Raw genomic sequence first — 22467 nt, 5'->3', positions numbered from 1 at the left:
GGCGCTCCTCAGGGGCCCCTCGGTGGGCGGCATGTCCTGAAGGGAGCCAAGTTGTCACCGGAAAGCGGGCACTGATGATCGCTCAGCGGGTACTCATGCCGCATGACGACTTCCCAGACGTCGCCGCCCGCGGTGAGTCCCGGGCGGCGACGGTGGTGGCGCTACGCGGCGGGCCTGCTCGTGCTGGCCGTGCTGCTGGTGGTGGGCGGGCGGCTGGCCTGGTCGTGGCTCGACCCGCTGGGCGAGCGGACCATCGACCGCAGCCAGCCGGTGGTGCTGCAGTCCATCAAGGACCTGGCCAGGTTCGAGGCCGCGACGGGGAACTTCCAGGTGGTCGTCGATCTCGAGAAGGACGCCGCCTTCCTGCCCGACGCCATCAAGGGCACCCGTACGTTGTTCGTGGGGGCGGGCGGCGTGGACGCCTACGTCGACTTCTCCACGCTGGCGGCCGACGGCGTGACGGTGTCGCAGGACCGCACGGAGGCCACCGTACGCGTGCCGCGGGCGCAACTGGAGAAGCCCAACCTGGACAACGCGCGCTCCTACGTCTTCGCCCAGCAGCGCGGCCTGATCGACCGGGTGAGCGACTTCCTGTCCGGCTCCCCCAGCGACCAGCGGGAGCTGTACCTCCTGGCCGAGAAGAAGATCACCGAGGCGGCCGTGGCCAGCGACCTGCGGGCCAGGGCCGACGCCAACACCAAGGCGATGCTGTCCGGGCTGCTCAGATCGCTCGGCTTCACCAAGGTCACGGTCACGTTCACCGACGAGCCCTAGACGCTCCTGACCTGCACCTTAGGCGCTCAGTGCACCCGTCTAAGTACTCCTCATCTGGGCGGATGCCGGGAGATAAGGCATCCGCCCGATGTGCGGGAGGGGGCCTTAGGCGGAGTCTTGAGAGTGCAGGGGAACGAAGCGAAGGGGCATCGGGATGAACGCCGAATTCGACTACACGGTCATGCAGTACCAGGCATCGGAGCTGCGCCGCGCCGCCGCCGAGGAGCGCCGCGCGCGGCAGGCGGGCCGCGAGCGGACGGCCGGGCGCCGCCACCGCTCGGTCCTCGCCCGGCTGCTGTCCTCATGACCGCCCACAGACGGCCCGGCCGCATCCTCCCTCGCGGCCGGGCTGAAGCGCCCCCTTAGGGGCGGCCGCGAGCTTCCGTGCCGGAGTCCTGGCCGGCGCGGGAGGCGGCATCGACGAGGCCCCGGTCCCTCAGCACGGACCGGGGCACTCGTCATGCACGGCGACCGTCACATTGTGTGATCGCGCATGTGCGAACGATGATGCGGGTATGAGCAGGCGCGCACTGGTGTGGAGCGGCTCCGTGGTCGCGGTCGTCGCCCTGGCGGCGCTCTGTGTCCACGCGGGGATGGGGCTCGAGGGGATCGACACCCTGACCGGCGTGATCGGGGCGTTCGTGGGGCTGGCCGGGCTGGGGATCTCGGTGTACGGGATGATCCGCGGCGACCCGCCCCGGGGGCCCGGAGCGGGGTCCGTGGTGGTCAAGGGCGACAACTCGGGCGTCATCGTGACCGGCGACGCGACCGACGTACGCATGACCGCCGAACCGCCACGCGAAGACGGCCCCACCTGAGCGAACGCGAGGACTTCGGGACGCATCACCCCGACCACCGCCGCACCGGCCGACCGCACCTGAGCGAGCGCCAGGGCCAGGGAGCGCACCATCCTGACCGCCGCCGCACCGGCCGGCCCCGGCCAGGGCGGGCGTCAGGACTTCGGGACGCTGATCAGCAGCGCGTCGCCCTGGCCGCCGCCGCCGCACAGGCCGGCCGCGCCCAGGCCGCCGCCCCTGCGGCGCAGCTCGTGCGCCAGCGTGAGCACGATGCGGGCGCCCGAGGCGCCGATCGGGTGACCGAGCGCGATGCCGCCACCGTTGACGTTGACCTTCTCCAGCGGCACGCCCAGCTCCTTGACCGACTGGAGCACCACGCTCGCGAACGCCTCGTTGATCTCCACCAGGTCGAGGTCGTCGGCCGTGACGCCCTGCCGCTTCATGGCGTGCTTGATGGCGTTGGCGGGCTGCGACTGCAGCGAGGCGTCGGGACCCGCGACGTTGCCGTGGCGGCCGATCTCGGCCAGCCAGGGCAGGCCCAGCTCTTCGGCCTTGGCCTTGGACATCACGACGACCGCGCAGGCGCCGTCGGAGATCTGGGAGGCCGAGCCCGCGGTGATCGTGCCGTCGGGGGCGAAGGCCGGGCGGAGCTTGGCCAGCGTCTCGACGGTGGTGTCGCCGCGTACGCCCTCGTCCTCCTTGACCACGACGGGGTCGCCCTTGCGCTGCGGGATCTCGACGGGGACGATCTCGTCGTCGAACACGCCGTTCTTGATGGCGGCGGCGGCGAGCTGATGCGAGCGGGCCGCCAGGCGGTCCTGCTCCTCGCGGCCGATGCCGAGCCTGGCGTTGTGGCGCTCGGTGGACTCGCCCATGGCGCACTGGTCGAACGCGCAGAACAGGCCGTCGTGCGCCATCGAGTCGATCACCTGCGAGCCGCCGTACTTGACGCCCTTGCGCAGCCCGGGCAGCAGGTGGGGCGCGTTGGTCATGGACTCCATGCCGCCCGCCACCACGATCTCGAACTCGCCCGCCCTGATGAGCTGGTCGGCGAGCGCGATGGCGTCGAGGCCCGACAGGCAGACTTTGTTGATGGTGATCGAGGGGACGGTCATCGGGATGCCGGCCTTGACGGCGGCCTGGCGGGAGGGGATCTGCCCGGCACCGGCCTGGAGGACCTGGCCCATGATCACGTACTCGACCGCGTCGGGGGCGACCCCGGCCCTTTCGAGCGCCGCCTTGATCGCGATGCCGCCCAGCTCCACGGCCTGCAGTCCGGACAGGGAACCGAGCAGCTTGCCGATGGGGGTGCGAGCTCCGGCGACGATGACGGAACTGGACATGACAACGGCCTCCTGTGCTCGCGCGTCGGGTCTTTGACACCATACCCACGAGTAAGGCGCCGCTCGCCATGGAGGTGGACCACACATGTTCATGCGCATCGACCACATCGGGATCGCATGTCGCGATCTCGATGAGAAGATCGAGCTGTTCTCCCGGCTGTTCGACCTCGAGGTCGTCGCCAGGGAGGTCAACGAGGAGCAGGGGGTGAAGGAGGCCATGCTGCACATCGCCGACGGCGAGGGCGGGGGCTCCTACATTCAGCTCCTTGAACCGCTCTCCGACGACTCGCCTGTGGGAAAATTCCTGGCGAAGCGGGGAGAGGGCGTCCATCACGTGGCATTCGGGGTGCCCGACGTCGCTGACGCCATGTCGAAAATCGGAGAGAAGGGTGTGAGATTGCTGGACGAGCGCCCCCGGCACGGGTCCATGGGCTCGCAAATCGCGTTCCTGCACCCTAAAGATGTGGGCGGAATGCTGACAGAGCTGGTAGAAGCCGCCAAACGATAGCAACCCGCCACAAAACGTAAAATCCGCTCATATGTAACTAGTCACGCAGAAAGTTGGACGGGGCTTCGCACGCGGCACCAGCGGAGTACGCTTGACCTTCCACCGGACATGGGGCCTGCCGAGAGGCACAGGCTCCTGGTACGGATGCCCCGAACCCCCCGTCCGGCCCGTGTAGCCGTCTCGACAACCCAGGATCGAGCCTCCATGCAGTCCGACATCGACGCCCAGCTCAACAACTTCTTCGAGGACGCCCCAGCACGCGAGTTCGACGTCGTGCTGCGCGGCTACGACCGGCACCAGGTCCACGACCATCTCAAGCAGCTCGACGGGGAGCTCCGCCAGGCCAAGGAGCAGATCGCCGCGCTCCAGCGCGACCTGTCCGACTCCCAGCGCCAGCTGCAGGAGCAGGAACGCCCCACCTACTCCGGTCTCGGCGCCCGCATCGAGCAGCTGCTCCGCCTGGCCGAGGAGCAGGCGACCGAGCTCGTCCAGGCCGCGCGGTCCGAGGCCAACGAGATCAAGGCCGCCGCGAAGGTGGAGGCCGCCGAGATGCGCGCCGCCGCCGAGGCCGAGGCCGCGGAAAAGCGCGCCCAGGCCACCCGCGAGGCCGACGAGATGCGTTCGAGCGCCGAGCGCGATGCCGAGGACATCCGCTCGACCGCCCGCCGCGAGGCCGAGGAGCTGACCAACACCACCGAGCGCGAGGCCGCCAAGCTGCGCGCCACCGCCGACCACGAGGTCGCCGAGAAGCGCGCCGACGCCGAGCGCGAGATCGCCAAGCTCCGCACCACCACCGAGCGCGAGGTCGCCCAGCTGCGGGCCTCGACCAAGCGCGAGCGCGACGAGATCCTCACCGCCGCCAAGCGGCAGGCCGACGAGATGCGCGCCCAGGCGCAGCGCGTGCTGGAGGAGTCCGAGGCCAAGCGGGCCCAGGACGAAGCCGAGTTCGAGATCCAGCTCGCCGCCCGCCGCGAGGAGGCCGAGCGCCAGGAGGCCGAGCGCCACGCCACCGCCCAGGCCGCCACTCAGAAGCTGGTCGCCGAGGCCGAGCAGCGCGCCGCCACCGCCGAGTCGCGGGCCACGAAGGCCACGCAGCAGGCCGAGCAGACCCGCCGCGAGGCCGACCTGCACGCCAAGCAGCTCGTCGCCAACGCCCGCAAGAGCGCCGAGAGCATCGTCGCCGAGGCCAAGGCCAGCGCCGAGACCATCGTCACCGAGGCGAAGAACGAGGCCGAGCGCACCCGCACCGCGATGCAGCGCCAGGTCGACGAGCTGACCCGCCAGCGCGACAGCATCACCAGCCACCTCGCGCAGCTCCGCCAGCTCCTCGGCGGCGCCCCGCTCCCGGGCATGGACGCCCCGTCCCCCGAGCCGGCGGTCGCCGCGGCCCCGGCGAAGCCCGCACTCGCCGCCGCCTCGGCGTCGTCTTCGGAGGCGTCCGCCTCGTCGGCGGCCTCCGGTTCGAAGGCCGAGGCCAAGGCCGAGGACGACGCGGAGTGGTGGCAGGAGTAACAACCGCTCACGGGGGCTGAACGACGGCTGGGGAGAGCCTGGCGACCGCGCGGTCGCTAGGCTCTCTCTTTGCCGATGGGCGCGTACGCACCGAGACGGGCCCGTCATGCACAGTCGTCACCGAACCCCCTGGAGTTCCCTCCTTGTCCGCAGACGTCGGGCCCGCGACCGCGCGGGACACAGCGCCACCCCCGCCGCCTCCGGCCGACCGGCCATCGAACGCCGAGCCAGGAGGGTCCCCCGAACGCGAACCGGCGGAGCGCCTTTCCACGCCACGCGAGCAAGCCGGCGCCGAACCAGGGCAGACCCCCGGCCACGAACCGGCGGAGCCGCCTTCCCCGCCGGAGGACGGCTTCTCAGGACGCGAGGAGAGCACCGGCAGCGCGAACGGGCGGGCCTACGGAGCCCCCGGTAAGCCGCTGGCCCGAGGCCCGTTCCTGTTCGGCCTGGTCGGCGGGCTCGGCGTGCTCACGGCGATCGCGCTCGCCCAGATGATCGTGGCCTCGCTGAGCACGATCGTCCTGGTCGTCGTCGCGATGTTCCTGGCCGTCGGGCTCAACCCGCTCGTCGAGGCGCTCCAGCGCCGCGGCCTGGCCAGGCGGGGCGCCATCGCGATCGTCTTCATCGGCGTCATCGTGGCGTTCGTGCTGTTCGGGCTGGCGATCGTGCCGCCGGTCAGCAAGCAGCTCACCGAGTTCATCGACGCCCTGCCGGGCTACATCACCGAGCTGAGCAACCATCCCACGCTGCGCAGGCTCGACGCCGAGTACCAGATACTCCCCCAGGTCCGTACGTTCGTCACCACCACGCTCGGCCCGGCGCTGGCGAGCGGCATCATGGGCGCGGGCCTGGTGGTGCTCAACGGCGTGTTCACCACGGTGACGCTCGTGGTGCTCATGCTGTACTTCCTCGGCTCGCTGCACACGATCAAGGAGTACCTGCTCAAGCTGGTCCCGGCCTCGCGGCGGGCGCGGACGCGGGCGATGACCGAGGAGATCCTCACCGGCATCGGCGGGTACGTCGCGGGCAACGTGCTCATCTCCGCCATCGCGGGCGTGCTGACCTGGATCTTCCTGTCGATCATCGGCGTCCAGTACGCGCTCGCGCTCGCCCTCGTCGTGGCGCTGACCGACCTCATCCCGCTCGTGGGCGCCACCATCGGCGCGGTCATCGTCACCGGCGTGGCGCTGCTCGACTCCCTGCCCGCGGGCATCGCCTGCGCGATCTTCTTCGTGGTGTACCAGCAGATCGAGAACTACTTCGTCTACCCCAGGGTGATGAAGCGCTCGGTGGACGTCACGCCCGCGGTGACGGTGATCGCCGCGCTGTTCGGCGGCGCCCTCCTCGGCATCGTCGGTGCCCTGCTCGCCATCCCGGTGGCCGCGGCGATCGCCCTGATCATCCGCGAGGTCGTCGTCCCCCACCAAGACCGCATCTGACCCACCCCGCCGAGCCTCACCCCGGCCGCACCACCCAGCCTGGCGGCTTCCCCCGACACCACCCAGCCGGCGGCTTCCCCCGGCACCGCCGAACCGACCGCTCCGCCCAGCACCGCCGAACCGGCGACTCCGCCCGGCACGGCCGGGCCGCTGACCTTGCCCGGGCGCCATCGGACCTCCGCCCCGCCCGGGCTCCACCCGGCCACTCACCCGCGGCCCCGCACCGGCGAGTTCCCGTCCCTACCGGCGAGTTTCCGTCCCTGGCCCGCACCACCCAGCGGGCGCCTGTCCTCAGCCGGGCCCGCCGACAAGGGTGCCTCGGAGAGCCCTCCGCCGGGCCGCCACGAGCGAGCACACCGCCCCTGGCGAGCCGCAGGGAGCAGCGCGACACCCCACGCCAACCAGAGAGAGCAGCGCGACACCCCACGCCAACCGGACGGAGCAGCGCGACACCCCACGCGAACCGGTTCATGCGCGGCAGGAGGCCGAGCCACCCCGAGCAACGCCGCCACTGGCGCGACGGCCGAGGTGCAACAGGTCACGCGCGCCGCGCGCTCTCACGCCGGTGCGCCCACGGGCCGAAAGGACGCCGCGCGAACTCCCACACCAGCACACCCACCGACCGAAACGACCCCGCGCGAACTCCCACACCAGCACACCCACCGACCGAAACGACCCCGCGCGGCCAGGTCCGACCGTCGAAGTGCCGAGCAGGCCCTTGAGCGCACGGTCGCCGAACCGCCGGGAAAGTCGCCAGGGCGCCCGGTCGACCCGAGGCGCACCAAGTCGCCCCGGCGGCCGAACCACCCGGAGAGTCACTTGACCGCCTGGTTGATGCGGAGCATGTTGCCCGCCGGGTCGCGGACGGCGAAGTCGCGCACCCCGTAAGGCTGGTCGGTCGGCTCCTCCAGCACCTCGTAGCCGGCGTCCCTGATGCGCTCGAACGTCGCGTCGCAGTCGTCGGTCTCGAAGATGACCGCCCGCAGCAGCCCCTTGGCAAGGAGTTCCGCCATGGCCTGCCGGTCGGCGGGCGAGGCATCGGGGTCGGCGAGCGGCGGCTCCAGGACGATGTTGACGCCGGGCTGCGATGGCGAGCCGAGCGTGATCCAGCGCATGCCCTCGAAGCCGACGTCCTGGCGCACCTCCAGGCCGAGGCAGTCGCGGTAGAAGGCGAGCGCCTTGTCGTGGTCGTCGACCGCGATGAAGCAGGTGTTGAGTCGGATGTCCATGCTGGTCACGTTACGTGTCGGGACGCTGGTCGCGCCGCCTGCCGCCGCACCGGCCGCAAATAGATCTTGGCGTAGCAGGACGGGACGGCGGCCGCCTCGCGATGGTCACGGGCGCGGTAGGCGCTCGGGCTCTCGCCGACCAGCTCGGTGAAGCGCGAGCTGAACGAGCCCAGCGACGTACAGCCGACGGCGAAGCACACCTCGGTCACCGTCATGTCGCCGCGCCGCAGCAGCGCCTTGGCCCGCTCGATGCGGCGCGTCATGAGGTAGCTGTAAGGCGTCTCCCCGAACGCCTCACGGAAGCTGCGCGAGAAGTGCCCAGGCGACATGTGGGCAACGCAAGCCAGCGCGGGCACGTCGAGCGGCTCGGCGTAGTCGCGGTTGATCACATCGCGCGCCCGCCGCAGCCGGACCAGGTCCTCAAGCGTCACGTCCTCAGCATGGCACACCCCACCGACAATCCCCGCCCCAGCTCAGCCCCGCACTCGCCGGATCACGACCCCCTCGACACGCCGGCTCACGACGCCCCCGCACCCACCGGGGCCCGGCGACCCTGCACTCACCGTGGCCCGGTGGCTCTGCGCTCGCCCGGGCCCGGCGGCTCTGCACCCACCGAGCCACGACAGCGCGCCCTTCCGCAAGCACACCAGGTCGCCTACTGCGCCACCATCACCGGGTCCGGTACGGCCGAGCAGCGCCCCGCATCGCACGCGCCCCGGCCCGGTCGCCGCACGGCTTCCCGCACGCCGCCCAGTCGCCGCGCGTGCCCGCGAACACGTCGCCGGTCGCCGCACAGAGCCTGCACGCAGGTCAGCCGGTCACCGCACAGAGCCTGCACGCAGGTCAGCCGGTCACCGTACAGAGCCTGTGCGAAGATCGGCCGGGCGTCGTGTGCGGTCGTACACACCGAGGCCGGTCGCCGCGAGCGTGCGCGGGCGGCGAGTGTCAGGGGAGGTGGTTGCGCAGCTCCGTGCGGAGGAACTCCGTGACGGCCGCGTTGAACGCCTCCGGCTGCTCGACCGCCGTGAGATGCCCCGCCTTCGGGATGACCTCCAGCCGGCCGTCGGGTGCGGCCTTGGCCATGGCGGCGGCGTCGGAGGGCGGCGAGAGCTCGTCCTCCTCCCCCACGATGACCAGCAACGGCACCTTGAGCGCGGCCAACGTGTCGGTGGAGTCGGGCCGGGCCGCCATCGCGCGCTGCGCCCAGGCGACCGCGCCGGGAGGCGCCGACTGCACGAGCCCTTTGACCCGGCCGAACACCATGGCCCTGCGTTCCTTGGTCGTCGGCCCGATGAGCCCGGGCAGGACCTCGCGGACCAGCACCTCGCTGCCGGAGGCGAGCACGGCCTGGGCGATGCGTTCTCTGTTCTCCCTCGCCTGTGGCGGGTCCGGGCTGGCCTTGGTGTCGGCCAGGATGACGCCGAGCACCCGGTCGGGGTGCCGTCTGCAGAACGCCATGGTCACGTAGCCGCCCATCGACAGCCCGCCGATCACGGCCTTGTCGATGCCCTCCTCGTCGAGCAGCGCGGCGACGTCGTCGGCCATCAGGTCGAGTGACGGCTCGTCGTCGCCCAGCCGCGACCCGCCGAAGCCGCGCAGGTCGGGCGTGATGACGCGGCAGACCCTGGCCAGTCCTTCCCGCTGGGCCAGCCACATGGCCGACGAGAGCGGGAATGCGTGAAGCAGCACAAGCGGGATCCCGGTCCCGGCCGATCTCGTGTAGAGCTGCACGGACCTCACGGTAACGCGGTTCACGGCGACATTCACTCAATGGCCCAAGCTGAATATCGCCTTAAATGCCGCACACGGCTAATGTCCGCCCTAAAACTGGCATTGCTCGGCGATTAAATCACCCGCATCCTCTCGCCTCGGCCGCCCCGTGTTTCGGCTTCCCGTGCCGGATGCCGCCTCCGGTTTCGGGCTCCCCGTGCCGGACGCCGGCATGCGGTGCCAGGCTCCGGGGTCCCCTTCACACGCGTCCGGGGTTCCCCGCCGTGCGGGGTTCCGGCTTCCTGGCTTGCCGCTTCCGGTGCCCGCGTTGGGGCTTCCCGGCTCCGTCTCCGGCTCTCGGGGTGCCGGCTTCGGTTCCCGGCGCCCAGGGCTCCGGCTTCCGCCTCCGGCTCGCGGAACGCTCCCCGGTGCGGGAGCGGGTCCCGTTTCCAGCGCCACCGGCGGCGATCGAGGCCAGGCCGGGGCCGAAGACGGTGACGGAGCCCAAGACGGTGACGGTGATGGGGCCGAAGACGGTGACGCCCGGCACCGGGAGGTACGCCGGTGCCGGGCGCCGCCCGTCCGGCGGCGGTCACTGTGCGGCCAGCTGGGCGATCTGCTCGGCGCTCAGCGCGGAGTCGTAGACGCGGACGTCGTCCACGGCCCCCGGCCAGTACCCGGTGAACGCCCCGGCCGCCTTCGTCCTGCCGAGCTGCAGCGGCCCCGTGGCGTTCCAGGTGCTCACGTGGTCCACGACGGTGCTGGATGCCAGCCCACCGTTGACGTAGATCCGCAGCTGCCCGGCGAGCGCGTCGTACACGCCGGCGAGGTGCGTCCATTCGAGCGGGGAGGGGATGGCGTCGGACCGGGTCCGTACGACCGATGCCGCGTCGGTGTCGGCGGTGGCCATGCCGAACACCCACCGGCCCTGCTCCTGGTCGAAGCCGAGCTGGAACCCGGCGGCCCGGTCACCGGCCTGGGCGACGGCGGTGACGTTGCCGTCGGGGAGGTGGTCGAGCTGGGCCCAGGCGGTGACGGTGAAGCTGTTCCTGGTGTCGGCCACGGGGCCGCCGGTCTGGGCGTGGCCGTCCACGCCGTCGAGGGCGAGCGCCCCGTCGAGCCAGCCGTAGGTCCACGAGGCGGCTCCGGACAGCGTCGCGGCGGTCGCCCGGCCCGAGGAGTCGGCCGCCGTGGTGCCGGACTCCTCGTCCAGCTTCCAGTGCCCGACCAGCGTGGCAGCGCTGTGGACCAGTTCGGCGACCTCGTCGGCGAAGATCGCGCGGTCGTACACGCGCACCTCGTCGACGTCTCCCGGCCAGTTGTCCGAAGCCGCCCCGGCGACCCTTCCGCGGCCGATCGTCAGGGGGCCTGTGGCGTTCCATGTGGTGGTGACGGCGGCGGTGCCTTCACGCCTGCCGTTGACGTAGAGGGTGATCCGGCCGGCGGCCGCGTCGTAGACGCCGGTCAGGTGGGTCCATTCGCCGACGCGCGGCGCGGCGGACGACAGCGCCCGCACGGCCGGGGCGGAGTCCGCGTCTGCGCCGGTCACGGTCAGCGCCCAGCGGTCGTCGGCCTTGGCGTACTGCAGGGCGAACGCGCCGGTGGCGGTGCCCTCCTGGGTGATGAGGGTGGCGTCGCCGTCGGTGCCGGTCAGCCGGGCCCATGCGGAGACGGTGAAGTTGCGGGTGGTGTCGACGACCGGCCCTGAGGTCTGGGCGTGGCCGCCGGCCAGTCTGATCGCGCCGCCGGTGCGGCCGGAGGCCCAGGTGGCGCCGTGCAGCGTGGCGGGGTGGGCGCCGCTCTCGTCGGCGGCCGTGCCGCCCTGGCCTTCGTCCATCTTCCAGTGCGCTGCGGGGGCCCGCCCCGCGTTGACGTTGAAGACATAGGTGCGGATGGGCCCGAGCTGGCCGGCGCGGTCCTTGCTCCGTACGGAGAGCACGTTCGGCCCGTCGTGCGAGGGCGTGATCCGGATCGTGGCCGTGCCGTCGGCTCCGGCCGCCACCTCGGTCGTCGGCGTGGTGTCCAGGCCGTAGAGGTAGGAGACGACGTCGGTGACGCCGTTGGGGGCGAAGGTGAACGTGCCCGCCAGGCCGACGCCGTCGCTCCAGGCGTTCTCCGTGAAGTCGGGCGAGCTCACGACGGGTTCCTTGCCGGGGGCTTCGGCGTCCACGGTGGCCTCGCACCACGGGCTCCATTCGCTGTTGGCGGTGCCGTCCTCGGCGCGTGCGCGCCAGCGCAGCAGCGCGCCGTCGGCGTAGTACGCCTGCGGAATCAAGGCGCTGAACGCGGTGCCCGACGACCCCTCAGGGGTGGTGTAGTCGCCGACCTTGTTGCCGTCCTCGTCGAACCACTGGAAGCGGGCCTTGAGCGTGTTGTCGCTGTCCTTCAGCCTGGCCCACAGCCGGGGCGTGGGAGTGCTGATGACCGGCCGGTCGTCACCGGAGACGCAGGGGCCGCCCGGGTCGGACCAGACGTCGGCGGCCGACGGGTCGTCGGGGAAGGTGTTGTACTCGACGACCAGGCTCGGGTTGTTCTTGAACTTCTTCCACGCGTAGACGTCGGTCTCGCTGGTGGCGCGCAGGCCGATGGTGACGTTCGGCCAGTTCAGCGCGGCGGCCTGGATCACCTGCTGGGTGACGTCGAACTCCACGCCGCCGGCCTGGCAGCTCGAGCCCCAGCCCTTGGCGACGTTCTTGGTGTCCAGCAGGGTGTTCCAGGCGGGCTGGTTCTTCCAGGTGGTGGACTTGCTGATCGAGCCGGTGCCCCATGCCTCGACCTTGCGGGCGTTGCAGGAGTACGACCACGTCTCGTACGTGCGCAGCGTCGCCTTCATGATCTGCTTGCCGTGGATGGTCGAGCCGGTGTTCATCTGGAAGAACGAGCGGTTCGTCTGCGACTCGACGTGCCCCACCCTGGCGACGTCGCTGGAGTTGAGGTAGTTGGAGCTCGGCCAGTTGCTCCAGACGGCCGTCCAGGCGTTGCGGGCGGCGGAGAAGTACGGGTCGAGGTAGACGGGGAACTTCGTGCCGGGGTCGGTCAGCATGTCGCGGTCGGGCCGCAGCCGCAGCTTCGTGCCCGCCAGCTCCACTCCCATGGTGGCCTCGCGGGCCTCGGGCGAGCGGCCTTCCTTGAGCGCCTTCTGGCTGGTGACGCCCTTGGAGTCCCACATCTTGGGCGTGGGCGCGATGAACAGCGTGCCGCCGCCCTTGTCGGTGGCCTCCAGGTTGCCCGCCTTGTCGATCTCCAGGTTCAGGTTCTTCGCCGAGAGCGGGTAGGACAGCTCGGTCAGCTTCTCCGCGGCCTCCCGCGACTTGACGACCAGCAGGTGGGAGAAGCCGTCCACGTCGGCGGTGACCTGGAGGTCCACGCCGGGCATGACCTCGGCGTAGGTGGCGGTGTCGCCGTTCAGCGTGGGCTTGGGGAGCGGGCCGGTCCAGCCCAGCTCCATCGACTTGGCGCCGCGCGCGAGCCGGGCGAGCGGGGCGTCTCCGCCGCCGGAGAAGGTCAGGTCGACGGCGGCGGCGGCCGGCTCCACCGCGCCGTCGGGGCGCAGCCGCAGCGTGGTGTCCACGGGCATCCAGCGGCCGTCCTTACGGACGCGGACCGGGCGCACGTTCAGCTCCATCTTCATGGTGCCGTCCGGCTGGGCGAAGACCGTGCGGATCTCGCTGCGCAGCGCCTCCACCTCGGCAGGACGTCCGGTGTCACGGGCCCTGGCGAGCGCCGCGCGTTCAGGGTTCTCCGGCCCCGCGACGGGCGCCGGCTCCTGCCGGGCCGCCTGGCCTGGACGCGGCACCTGTTCGGCCTCCGATGGAGGCGCTGCCGCCAAAGTCGTGATCGATGTCGTGATCGATAACGCCGCCGCCACCAGCCCGTGCACTACTCGCATACGCGCCTCGCCCACGCTGAGCGGGAATGACGCGCGGACGGTGAACGTCGTCCGGCGTCTCCGCGATCTTCAGTTGACGATCGGATTCTCACCTGCGGAGATCGCGAAGACCAGAGTTCTGCTCATAATGCTCAAGAAATTCTTCAGCGTGGGCGAGAGCGACGGAGAGTTTCGCCAGACCCCGGTGAAGTGGCGCCGGCCGCGGCCGGTTCGAGCGGGCGGGCGCGACCGGACCGGGCCAGGCGAGGGACCCGGGCCGAGCCGCGCGAGCGAGCGCGGCCGGACAGCGCGAGCGAGCGCGACCCGACAACGCGAGCGGACGCGGCAGGGGGATGCGTCAGATCTCGGTGGGGAGCGGCGCCGCGGCGGGGTTGACGCGCTTGACGATCTCGTTGAGCACGATCCGTACGTACGTCTCCCCCACCCACAGGTGCTTGGCCCCCTCGACGCCGATGACCTCGGCCTGCGGCACCCGCGCGAACCTGGCCTTGGCCTCGTCGGGCCGCAGGTAGTCGTCGAACTCCGGCACCAGCGCCACCAGGGGCCTGCCGAACTCGGCCCACGCGTCGAGGTCGGCGTCGGTGGCCCTGTGCAGCGGGGGCGACAGCAGGATCGCGCCTTCCACCAGCGGGTCGTGCGCCCACTTCAGCGCCAGCTCGGTGCCGAACGACCAGCCGACCACCCACACCCTGGGCAGGTCGTTGAACTCGGCGTACTCCAGAGCGGCGGCCACGTCGTACCGCTCGCCCTCGCCGCCGTCGAACGCGCCCTCGGAGGTGCCGCGCTCGGACGAGGTGCCGCGCGTGTTGAAGCGCAGCACGGCCAGGTCGGCCAGGGCGGGCAGCCGGTTGGCGGCCTTCTTGTAGACGTGGCTGTCCATGAACCCGCCGTGGGTGGGCAGCGGGTGCAGGGTGACCAGCGTGGCCACCGGCGGCCTGTCGAGGGGCTGGGCCAGCTCGCCGACCAGGGTCAGGCCGTCGGCCGTGTGCAGCTCGATCGGCTCGCGCCGGGCGGGCAGCACGGTCGCCGCGCGAATCTCCACCATCGATCCCTTCAGTAACGCGTGCGGCCCGGGCCGCGGTCGAGTCTCTTACGCCAGCAGGCCTGGTGCCAGTGGCGGCGCTCCTCGTCGCCGCCCGGCCAGTTGGGCCAGGCCACCAGGTGGGGCTGCCCGCTGCGGATCTCCTGGTCGCAGCCGGGGCAGCGGTAGTTCTTCGTGGAGGTGGCGCCGGTGAGCATGCGGACCTTCCACTCTCCGTCGGGCCACTCCTCCACCTTGTCGATCCCGGTCGGGAACGAGAACGGGCGGGTGGACTCCCTGCGGCGGGTGCGGCGGGGGCTCATGAGCGGGGGAACGCGCTCGCGCCGGCGACGACGAGCTGATCGAGCAGGGGTGCGGGGGCGAAGGCGGGCTCGCGGTATTCGGCGTAGAGCGCGCGCAGCCCGTCGCGTACGCGCTCGAGCCCCATGGCCTCCAAGGTCTCGAAGGGCCCCGCGGGGTAGCCGCAGCCCAGCCGCATCGCGGTGTCGATGTCGACGATGGAGGCGTAGCCGGCGTCGTGCATGCGGACGGCGTCGTTGAGGTACGGCAGCAGCAGCGCGTCGGCGACGAACCCGGCGCGGTCCTTGCACGGCACGGGCGTGATGCCGAGCACTTTCATCAGGTCGGACGCGCCGGACACGGCCTCCTGCGAGGTGAGCGCGGTGACGGCGAGCTCGGCCACCCGGTCGCCGTGCAGCCGCACGCCGACCAGCCTGGCCGGGTCGCGCAGGCGTACGGCGTGCTCGACCACGGGCCGGTCGCCCAGCCGCAGCACGACGTCGGCGTCCTCGCCCGAGCGCTTGAACCCGGCCGCGCCGAGCCGCTCGGCCAGCTCGTCGGCACCCGGCCCGGCCACGTCGAACGTTCTCACCCGCGAAGTGCCCGCGCCTTGCGGTTGCGGCGGCTCTCCGGCGTAGAAGCCGCCTCCCGACTTGCGGCCGAGCCGCCCGGCCGTGACCAGCTCGCGCAGCAGGGGCGACGGCGCGTGCCGCCGATCGCGGGTCTCGTCGTAGAGGACTTCCATGATCTCGTACGCGGTGTCGAGCCCGATGAGGTCGAGCAGCTCGAACGGCCCCATCGGCAGCCCGGCGCCCTGGCGCATGACGGCGTCGATGCCGTCGCGCGTGGCCACGCCCAGCTCCAGCAGCACGGCGGCGTGGTTGAGATAGGGCAGCAGCAGCCGGTTGACCACGAACCCGGCACGGTCGCCCACGGTCACCGCGGTCTTGCCGAGCCGCCCGGCGAGCTCCTCGGCCGCGCGTGTGACGCCGGGGTCGCTGAGCACGGTGCACACCACCTCGACCAGCCGCATGACCGGCGCGGGGTTGAAGAAGTGCAGGCCGATCACCCGGCCGGGCCGCCCGGTGGCCGCGGCGATGGCGGTGACCGGCAGCGACGAGGTGTTGGTGGCGAGCACGGTCTCGGGCTTGCAGATGCGGTCGAGGTCGGCGAACAGCCCGAGCTTGAGCTCCAGGTGCTCGGGGATGGCCTCGACGACGAGGTCCGCCTCGCGCAAGTCCTCCCTGGAGGTGGTCAGCGTGACCCGGCCCAGGATCGCCTCGCGCTCCTGCGCGGTGAGCCTGCCCTTGTCGAGGGCCCGCGCCGTGGACTTCTCCAGCAGGGCACGGCCCCTCGCCAGAGCCTCGGCGTCGGCCTCGACGCCGAGCACGCGCAGCCCGGCCCGTGCGAACACCTCCGCGATGCCGGCCCCCATCGTGCCGAGGCCGACGACACCCACCCGTTCGAACGCCATGCGTCCAGTTTTCCAGAGGCATTAAGGTGGACGGTCATGCGGCTGGTCATCGCGCGATGCAGCGTGGATTACATCGGACGGCTCACGGCACATCTGCCCATGGCGCCCAGGCTGGTGCTCATCAAGGCCGACGGCAGCGTGAGCATTCACGCCGACGACCGCGCGTACAAGCCGCTCAACTGGATGAACCCGCCGTGCAAGCTCAAGGAGGACGGCGACACCTGGACGGTCACCCACGGCAAGACCGGCGAGAAGCTGGTGCTGACGATGGCCGAGATCCTGCACGACTCCTCCCACGAGCTGGGCGTCGACCCCGGCCTGATCAAGGACGGTGTCGAGGCGCATCTGCAGGAGCTGCTGGCCGAGCACATCACGACGCTGGGCCCCGGCTACACGCTGATCCGCCGCGAGTACATGACGGCCATCGGCCCGGTCGACATCCTGTGCCGCGACGCATCGGGCGCGACGGTGGCGGTGGAGATCAAGCGGCGGGGTGAGATCGACGGGGTCGAGCAGCTGACCCGCTATTTGGAGCTGCTCAACCGCGATCCGATCCTGGCGCCCGTACGCGGGATCTTCGCCGCCCAGGAGATCAAGCCGCAGGCCCGGGTGCTGGCCGCCGACCGCGGCATCGACTGCGTCACGCTCGACTACGACGCGCTGCGCGGCATCGAGCCGGAGAATCCGACCCTGTTCTGAGCCCGCGCTCCGGGCCCGGCTCGGACATTTCTGGTAAGCGGTGCCTTACCGGTCTATCGTGACGCCATGAGCACCGTGACGTTCGACTCACTCAACCCGGCGACCGGCGCGGTCGTCGGCACCCACCCCAAGGCCGGTCCCGAGGCCGTTCACGAGGCGGTGGGCCGGGCGGAGACCGCGGCGGCGTGGTGGGGCGCGCTGGGCCACGCCGAGCGCAAGCGCCGGCTGCTGGACTACAAGGCGGTGCTCACCCAGCACATCAGGGAGCTGGCCGCGCTCGTGCACGAGGAGAACGGCAAGCCGGTGGGCGACGCCACGCTGGAGCTGGTGCTGGCGATCACCCACCTCGACTGGGCGGCGCGCAACGCGGCCAAGGTGCTCGGCCGCCGCCGGGTCGGCACCGGCATGATCGGCCTCAACCTGGCCGCCACCCTCGAGTACCTGCCGCTCGGCGTGGTCGGCGTCATCGGGCCGTGGAACTACCCGGTCTTCACCCCGATGGGCTCCATCGCGTACGCGCTGGCGGCCGGCAACGCCGTGGTGTTCAAGCCCAGCGAGCTGACCCCGGGCATCGGCGTGCGGCTGGCCGAGCTGTTCAAGGAGTCGGTGCCCGAGCACGAGGTGTTCCAGACCATCACCGGCCTGGGCGAGACGGGCGCGGCGCTGGCCGGCGACCCTCGGGTGAAGAAGGTGGCCTTCACCGGCTCGACCGCCACGGCCAAGCGGGTGATGGCCGCCTGCGCCGAGAACCTCACCCCGATCGTGGCCGAGTGCGGCGGCAAGGACGCCTTCATCGTGGACGCCGACGCCGACCTCGCCGCCGCCGCCGACGCCTGCCTGTGGGGCGCGATGTCGAACGCCGGGCAGACCTGCGTGGGCGTGGAGCGGGTCTACGTGGTGGACGCCGTCTACGACGGCTTCATGCGCGAGCTGACCGAGCGGGCGGCCAGGCTGAAGGCCGGCGAGGACTACGGCCCGATCACCATGCCGGGCCAGGTGGAGATCATCAAGCGGCACATCGACGACGCCACCAAGGCGGGCAAGGCGGTCACCGGCGGCCCCGGCGCGGTCCGGCCGCCGTACGTCGACCCGGTGATCGTCGAGGACGTGCCCGAGGACTCCCCGGCGGTGCGCGAGGAGACGTTCGGCCCGACCATCACCGTGCGCCGCACCCGTGACGCGCAGGAGGCGCTGGAGCTGGCCAACGCCTCGGCGTACGGGCTGGGCGGCACGATCTTCAGCCGCAACGCCCGCCGCGCCATGGAGCTGGCCCGGCTGATGCGCAGCGGCATGACGGCGATCAACTCGGTCATCTCCTTCGCCGGGGTGCCCGCGCTGCCGTTCGGCGGGGTCGGCGATTCGGGGTTCGGCCGCATCCACGGGGCCGACGGATTGCGGGAGTTCGCCAGGCCGAAGGCGATCTCGCGGCAGCGCTTCGCGATGCCCGGGATGAACCTCACGTCGTTCAATCGAGGGCCCGCGGAACTTGAGCGGCTGGTCAGACTTATCACGTTCTTGCACGGAAGACGCAAAAGGTAATCTTCCTGCCCTTTTCCTTAGGCGATCATCCGTCCATAATTGTGTGCTCTGGGGGCCACGATCATGTTGGACGGGTGGAATGTGAACCGGTCTTACCGGGGAATGACGGCTGAGCAAAGGCTGGCAGACAGACGAGAGCGGCTGATGACGGCCGCGTACACGCTATACGCGAAGCCCGGATTCGCGGCGACGACGATCGAAAGGCTGTGTTCGGAGGCCAGGATCTCCAACCGGGCCTTCTACGAATGTTTCGGCGGCCGTGAAGAGCTGCTGCAGGCGCTGCACGAGCGCTGCGTGGACGAGAGCCTGGCCGTCGTCGCGAAGGCCGTGCAGGAGGCCCCTGCGACGCTCGACGGCAGAATCAGGGCCGGCATTCGCGCATATATCGAGTTCGCCACCGCCGATTGGCGCCGGGCGCGGATCATGCATGTCGAGGTGCGCCGATCCGGCGACGTTCTGGCGGCGTCGCGGCAGCGCGCCATCGAGGCCTTCGCCAGGCTCGTAGAGGACGCCTCAGCCGATTTCCCGATCATCTCAGGGGTCAATCGCCGGCTGGTCGCACTGGGCGCCATAGGGGCGTTACAAGAGCTGCTCATCGAATGGCTGCTGGGCGACGATAAGCCGGACATCGACGAACTCGTGGACGTCGCGGTGCACATCTTCAACCGCGCGCTCGGCCCCGCCTGATCGCCTCAATACCATTGCACATTTCGCCGGAGCGGTCCGGCCGAAATCACGACGCTGAAAGCGAAAAGAGCGGGCGACGGCTGATCGTCACCCGCTCTTTCGATATGACACATCAGGCCACCGCGGCCTGCGGAACCTCCACGTTCAGCACCCGATTCAGCCGGGTCACCGCGAGGATCCGCATGATCCGCGGGGGCACCCCCCGAAGAATGAGGCGGCGTCGCACGCTGATCGCGCGCCGATGAGCGCCCACGAGCACGCCGAGCCCGGTCGCGTCGATCACCTCCAGCTTCGAGAGATCAAGGATCAGATCCCCCTCGCCGGAGTCGAGCGCCTCGTGCAGGCGCTCACGCACCCCTGCCGACGTGCCGGCGTCGAGCCGGGCGCCGATCACCGCCACCTGGGACCCCGGATTGCCCCGGACGCGCATGCCACCTCCTCAGTCACGCACTCGGCGTGGTCACAGCACTGCGGACAGCGCTTGACGAGGTAAAACCTCAACCTCACCCCTACCCAGCCATCGGAAGTGACACGACCGCACGGAGCAGGAAATGTCCGTCCCCGGTCGGCTGGGCCGTCATGACTCCCCCGACGGCCGCCAGCCGCTCGCTCACCCCGGCCAGACCGCTGCCCGGATCGGCCGCCTTCCTGCGCGCCACCCCGTCGTTGCGCACGACCAGCTCAGCCTCGTCCGCGGTGACCCGGAAGGTGATGTCGCAGAATGTCGCCGTGCTGTGCTTGAGCACGTTCGTCGCCGCCTCGCGCACCGCGAAGGCGAACACCGGCGCCACGCCGTCCGGCGTCTCGCGGTGGGGCAGGCCCACCTCGCAGCGGACCCCCGCCGCTTCGAGCACACTCTTCACGCTATTCAGCTCGGCGGCCAAGTCAAGCTCGCGCAGCCCGCGTACGGCCTGCCGCAGCTCCTTGAGCGCCTTCCTGGTCAGCGCGTTGACCTCGGCCATCTCGGCCCTGGCCGCCTTCGCGTCCTTGTCCGACAGCCGTACCGCGAGGTCGGTCTTGACCGCGATGGCCGAGAGCTGGTGCCCCACGAGGTCGTGCACCTCACCGGAGGAGCGCAGCCGCTGCTCGGCCAGCGCCAGCCGGGTGCCCGCCTCGCCGGCCTGATTCGCCTCCAGCGCGAGCCTGCGCAGCAGCACGGCCATGCACAGCAGGCACAGCAGCAGCACGCCCCATCCCAGGGGATCCGCCCCGCCCGCGACCGCGGCGGCCACGAGGAGGAGCGCCGCCGCCGCCATCCGCCAGGCGGGGTAGCGGCGGCGGTCCAGCAGCTCGTCCACGACCTGCCAGGCCGTCCAGGTGAAGCCGGCCGCGGTGACCGCCGCGAGCGGCACCCGCCACCAGGCGATCCGGCCGTCCGCGGCGTCCCCGGGCAACCTCAGCGCGATGAGGGCCCAGCAGGCGAGGAGCCCCAGCCCGAGCACCTTCCTCGCGGCCGAGCGCGCGCGTTCCATCGTGTCCATTCAGTGCGAGCGGAGGACTTCCATGAGCTTGAGCCGCGCCCCCGTCCGCAGCACCGCCCGCCGGTACACCGTCGCCCCGAAGGCCAGCACGGCCACCACGCCCGCCGCCATGAGACCCATCGACAGCAGCACCTGCCACAGCGGCACCTCGGTCGCGGCCATCCGCACCGGCATGATCATCGAGGAGAACGGCGGGATGAACGACGCGACCGTGGCCAGCGTGCCCGTGGGCTCGTTGCCGGCGTAGAAGGCCACGAAGTACGTGCCCATGATCACCATGGTGAGCGGCGTCATCACGGTGTTGACCTCTTCCTGGCGCGAGACCAGCGAGCCGGAGGCCGCCGCCAGCGTGGCGAAGAAGGCGTAGCCGAGCACGAACCAGACCACGACCGCCACCACGAGCCCGGCCATGCCGGGCGGGAAGTCGGCCGACAGGCCCGACACCGCCGCCGCGCCCAGGCCGACGACCAGGATCGCCGCCAGGTTGATCAGGCCGACCACGCCCAGGCCGAGGATCTTGCCGCCGAGCAGCTGCCACGGCCGCACCGAGGCCAGCAGGATCTCGACGATGCGGCTGCCCTTCTCCTCGACCACGCCCATGGCCACCATCACGACCTGGCCGAGGATCATGAAGAAGAGCACGAAGACGAGGATCGTCGCGATGGCCGTCCTGGCCGCCTCGTAGCGCGTGTCCGCGCCCACCGACTGCATCCGCAGCGGCTCGATGTTCACCCCGGCGGCGCCGAGCTTGACCTCCCGGTTCACGCTCTGCATGAGCACGCCGAGCTGCTGGTCGATCTCGCCGTCCGTGAGCACCCTGGTGCCGTCCACCAGCACCGCGTCCACGTCCCCGTCCAGCACGGCCTGCTTCGCCGCCGCCTCGTCGGGGAACTCGCGCCACTCGACCTCGACGTCCGGCGCGGCCTGCTGCAGCGGGAGCGGCTGGGAGTTGACGGTGCCCAGCGTGTACGAGTCGCCGCCGCCGAACACCTTGGGCGCGAACGACAGCGCTCCCACCAGCACGACCGTGATCAGCAGGCCGATCACGAACCCCTTGGTCCTGACCTGGGTGCTGATCTCGCGCTCGGCGACCAGCATCAGTCCGTTCACGCCACGGCCTCCTTGAAGATCTCGGTGAGCGACGGGTGCTCGGCGCCGAAGCGCTCGACCACGCCCGCCTTCATGGCCCGGCGCAGGATCTCCTGGCCGTCCTCGCTCGTACGCACGTCGCTCGTACGCAGGATGTGCCGGTCGCCGTCCACGGTGACCGTGCCGGGGATGCCGTCGGCCCAGCCGGGGGCCGGATCGCGGACGACCACGACCAGCGTGCCGCCCTCGGCGGCGCGCAGCTCCTCCACCGTGCCCGTGGCCACCATGCGGCCGCCCGAGACGATGCCCACCGAGTCGCACAGCCGCTCCACCAGTTCGAGCTGGTGGCTGGAGAAGATCACCGGTACGCCGCTCCTGCACCGCTCCTGCAGCGCCGTGGCGAGCGCGTCCACCGCGATCGGGTCGAGCCCGGAGAACGGCTCGTCGAGGATCAGCACCTCGGGATCGTGCACCAGCGCCACCGCGAGCTGCACGCGCTGCTGGTTGCCCAGTGACAGCGCCTGCACCGGGTCGTTCCTGCGCTCGGTCAGCCCGAGGCGTTCGAGCAGGTCGTCGGTGGCCTTCTTGGCGGCGGTGGCGCTCAGGCCGTGCAGCCGGCCGAAGTACTCGATCTGCTGGCCCACCCGCATCTTCTGGTACAGCCCGCGCTCCTCCGGCATGTAGCCGAAGCGCTGGCGGGCGTCGTAGCCGAGCGGCCTGCCCTGCCAGCTCACGGTGCCCGAGTCCGCCTGGAGCACGCCCATCACGATGCGCATGGTCGTGGTCTTGCCGGCGCCGTTCGCGCCGACGAAGCCGTACATCTCGCCGGGCCGCACGGTGAAGCTGATGCCGTCCAGGGCGAGCTTGCCGCCGGGGGCGCCGGCACCGCCCGAGAAGCGCTTGCGCAGCTCGCTGATCTCGAGCATCAGGTCATCTCCTTCGTCATGCGTCCATGGTGGCCTTTGCCCTATTAGCC

The 22467-nt window shown here is 71.2% G+C and carries 21 protein-coding genes; 9 read left to right on the top strand and 12 right to left on the bottom strand.

Annotation, left to right across the window (positions count from 1 at the left end; translation table 11 throughout):
- Nucleotides 1-102 precede the first annotated feature (102 nt).
- From ACGFIM_RS24175 to ACGFIM_RS24165, 3 genes are all read left to right on the top strand, one after another.
- Complete coding sequence (locus ACGFIM_RS24175; protein WP_393203795.1) at nucleotides 103-774, top strand: DUF4230 domain-containing protein; 672 nt, start codon at nucleotides 103-105, stop codon at nucleotides 772-774.
- A gap of 154 nt (nucleotides 775-928) precedes the next feature.
- A complete protein-coding gene (locus ACGFIM_RS24170; protein WP_393203793.1) occupies nucleotides 929-1081 on the top strand; it encodes a hypothetical protein in 153 nt (50 codons plus the stop codon).
- A 208-nt stretch (nucleotides 1082-1289) separates the two neighbouring features.
- Entirely contained in the window at nucleotides 1290-1592 is a 303-nt protein-coding gene (locus ACGFIM_RS24165) for a hypothetical protein (RefSeq protein WP_393203791.1), read from the top strand.
- A 134-nt stretch (nucleotides 1593-1726) separates the two neighbouring features.
- Here the strand turns inward: ACGFIM_RS24165 and ACGFIM_RS24160 are convergent, their stop codons facing one another.
- A complete protein-coding gene (locus ACGFIM_RS24160) occupies nucleotides 1727-2914 on the bottom strand; it encodes an acetyl-CoA C-acetyltransferase (RefSeq protein ID WP_393203789.1) in 1188 nt (395 codons plus the stop codon).
- An 85-nt stretch (nucleotides 2915-2999) separates the two neighbouring features.
- Between ACGFIM_RS24160 and mce the strand changes: the two genes are divergently transcribed.
- The 3 genes from mce to ACGFIM_RS24145 all read left to right on the top strand — a co-directional run bounded on the left by mce (nucleotide 3000) and on the right by ACGFIM_RS24145 (nucleotide 6373).
- Nucleotides 3000-3422: a methylmalonyl-CoA epimerase gene (gene mce, locus ACGFIM_RS24155; protein ID WP_393203787.1), complete on the top strand. Its 423-nt coding sequence runs from the start codon at nucleotides 3000-3002 to the stop codon at nucleotides 3420-3422.
- A 204-nt stretch (nucleotides 3423-3626) separates the two neighbouring features.
- The gene (locus tag ACGFIM_RS24150; protein ID WP_393203785.1) at nucleotides 3627-4934 is read left to right on the top strand and encodes a DivIVA domain-containing protein; all 1308 of its coding nucleotides are present in this window, start codon (nucleotides 3627-3629) and stop codon (nucleotides 4932-4934) included.
- A gap of 143 nt (nucleotides 4935-5077) precedes the next feature.
- A complete protein-coding gene (locus ACGFIM_RS24145) occupies nucleotides 5078-6373 on the top strand; it encodes an AI-2E family transporter (RefSeq protein WP_393203783.1) in 1296 nt (431 codons plus the stop codon).
- Between the two features lie 815 nt (nucleotides 6374-7188).
- On the opposite strand, the gene ACGFIM_RS24140 is transcribed toward ACGFIM_RS24145, so the two are convergent.
- The 7 genes from ACGFIM_RS24140 to ACGFIM_RS24110 all read right to left on the bottom strand — a co-directional run bounded on the left by ACGFIM_RS24140 (nucleotide 7189) and on the right by ACGFIM_RS24110 (nucleotide 15996).
- Entirely contained in the window at nucleotides 7189-7602 is a 414-nt protein-coding gene (locus tag ACGFIM_RS24140; protein WP_393203781.1) for a VOC family protein, read from the bottom strand.
- A 5-nt stretch (nucleotides 7603-7607) separates the two neighbouring features.
- Nucleotides 7608-8033 carry a helix-turn-helix domain-containing protein gene (locus tag ACGFIM_RS24135; protein ID WP_393203779.1) on the bottom strand — a complete coding sequence of 142 codons (426 nt, stop codon included), beginning with the start codon at nucleotides 8031-8033 and terminating at the stop codon, nucleotides 7608-7610.
- A gap of 514 nt (nucleotides 8034-8547) precedes the next feature.
- A complete protein-coding gene (locus tag ACGFIM_RS24130; RefSeq protein ID WP_393203777.1) occupies nucleotides 8548-9291 on the bottom strand; it encodes an alpha/beta fold hydrolase in 744 nt (247 codons plus the stop codon).
- Nucleotides 9292-9904: 613 nt separating this feature from the next.
- The gene (locus ACGFIM_RS24125; RefSeq protein WP_393203775.1) at nucleotides 9905-13108 is read right to left on the bottom strand and encodes a LamG-like jellyroll fold domain-containing protein; all 3204 of its coding nucleotides are present in this window, start codon (nucleotides 13106-13108) and stop codon (nucleotides 9905-9907) included.
- 430 nt (nucleotides 13109-13538) lie between these two features.
- On the bottom strand, nucleotides 13539-14243 hold the full coding sequence (locus ACGFIM_RS24120; protein ID WP_393204180.1) for an alpha/beta hydrolase: 705 nt from the start codon (nucleotides 14241-14243) through the stop codon (nucleotides 13539-13541).
- Nucleotides 14244-14254: 11 nt separating this feature from the next.
- A complete protein-coding gene (locus ACGFIM_RS24115) occupies nucleotides 14255-14545 on the bottom strand; it encodes an ATP/GTP-binding protein (protein WP_393203773.1) in 291 nt (96 codons plus the stop codon).
- Nucleotides 14542-15996 carry a 3-hydroxyacyl-CoA dehydrogenase family protein gene (locus tag ACGFIM_RS24110; protein ID WP_393203771.1) on the bottom strand — a complete coding sequence of 485 codons (1455 nt, stop codon included), beginning with the start codon at nucleotides 15994-15996 and terminating at the stop codon, nucleotides 14542-14544. Before ACGFIM_RS24110 ends, ACGFIM_RS24115 begins: the two co-directional genes overlap by 4 nt.
- Nucleotides 15997-16032: 36 nt before the next feature.
- On the opposite strand from ACGFIM_RS24110, the gene nucS reads away from it, so the two are divergent.
- From nucS to ACGFIM_RS24095, 3 genes are all read left to right on the top strand, one after another.
- Entirely contained in the window at nucleotides 16033-16695 is a 663-nt protein-coding gene (gene nucS, locus ACGFIM_RS24105; protein WP_364061003.1) for an endonuclease NucS, read from the top strand.
- A gap of 66 nt (nucleotides 16696-16761) precedes the next feature.
- Entirely contained in the window at nucleotides 16762-18234 is a 1473-nt protein-coding gene (locus ACGFIM_RS24100; protein WP_393203769.1) for an aldehyde dehydrogenase family protein, read from the top strand.
- Between the two features lie 144 nt (nucleotides 18235-18378).
- Nucleotides 18379-18921 carry a TetR/AcrR family transcriptional regulator gene (locus ACGFIM_RS24095; RefSeq protein WP_393203767.1) on the top strand — a complete coding sequence of 181 codons (543 nt, stop codon included), beginning with the start codon at nucleotides 18379-18381 and terminating at the stop codon, nucleotides 18919-18921.
- Nucleotides 18922-19033: 112 nt separating this feature from the next.
- On the opposite strand, the gene ACGFIM_RS24090 is transcribed toward ACGFIM_RS24095, so the two are convergent.
- From ACGFIM_RS24090 to ACGFIM_RS24075, 4 genes are all read right to left on the bottom strand, one after another.
- Entirely contained in the window at nucleotides 19034-19351 is a 318-nt protein-coding gene (locus ACGFIM_RS24090) for an STAS domain-containing protein (RefSeq protein WP_393203765.1), read from the bottom strand.
- 79 nt (nucleotides 19352-19430) lie between these two features.
- On the bottom strand, nucleotides 19431-20402 hold the full coding sequence (locus ACGFIM_RS24085; RefSeq protein WP_393203763.1) for a sensor histidine kinase: 972 nt from the start codon (nucleotides 20400-20402) through the stop codon (nucleotides 19431-19433).
- Complete coding sequence (locus ACGFIM_RS24080; protein WP_393203761.1) at nucleotides 20403-21512, bottom strand: ABC transporter permease; 1110 nt, start codon at nucleotides 21510-21512, stop codon at nucleotides 20403-20405. It abuts the gene before it with no gap.
- Nucleotides 21509-22417, bottom strand: a complete 909-nt coding sequence (locus tag ACGFIM_RS24075; RefSeq protein ID WP_393203759.1) for an ABC transporter ATP-binding protein — start codon at nucleotides 22415-22417, stop codon at nucleotides 21509-21511. The genes ACGFIM_RS24080 and ACGFIM_RS24075 overlap by 4 nt, the downstream gene beginning before the upstream one ends.
- Between the last annotated feature and the right edge of the window lie 50 nt (nucleotides 22418-22467).

Source organism: Nonomuraea sp. NPDC049309, assembly GCF_043196965.1.
Lineage (GTDB): Bacteria > Actinomycetota > Actinomycetes > Streptosporangiales > Streptosporangiaceae > Nonomuraea > Nonomuraea fastidiosa.
The sequence above is the reverse complement of the archived record's forward strand: the minus strand, read 5'-3'. Positions and strand labels throughout refer to the sequence as shown.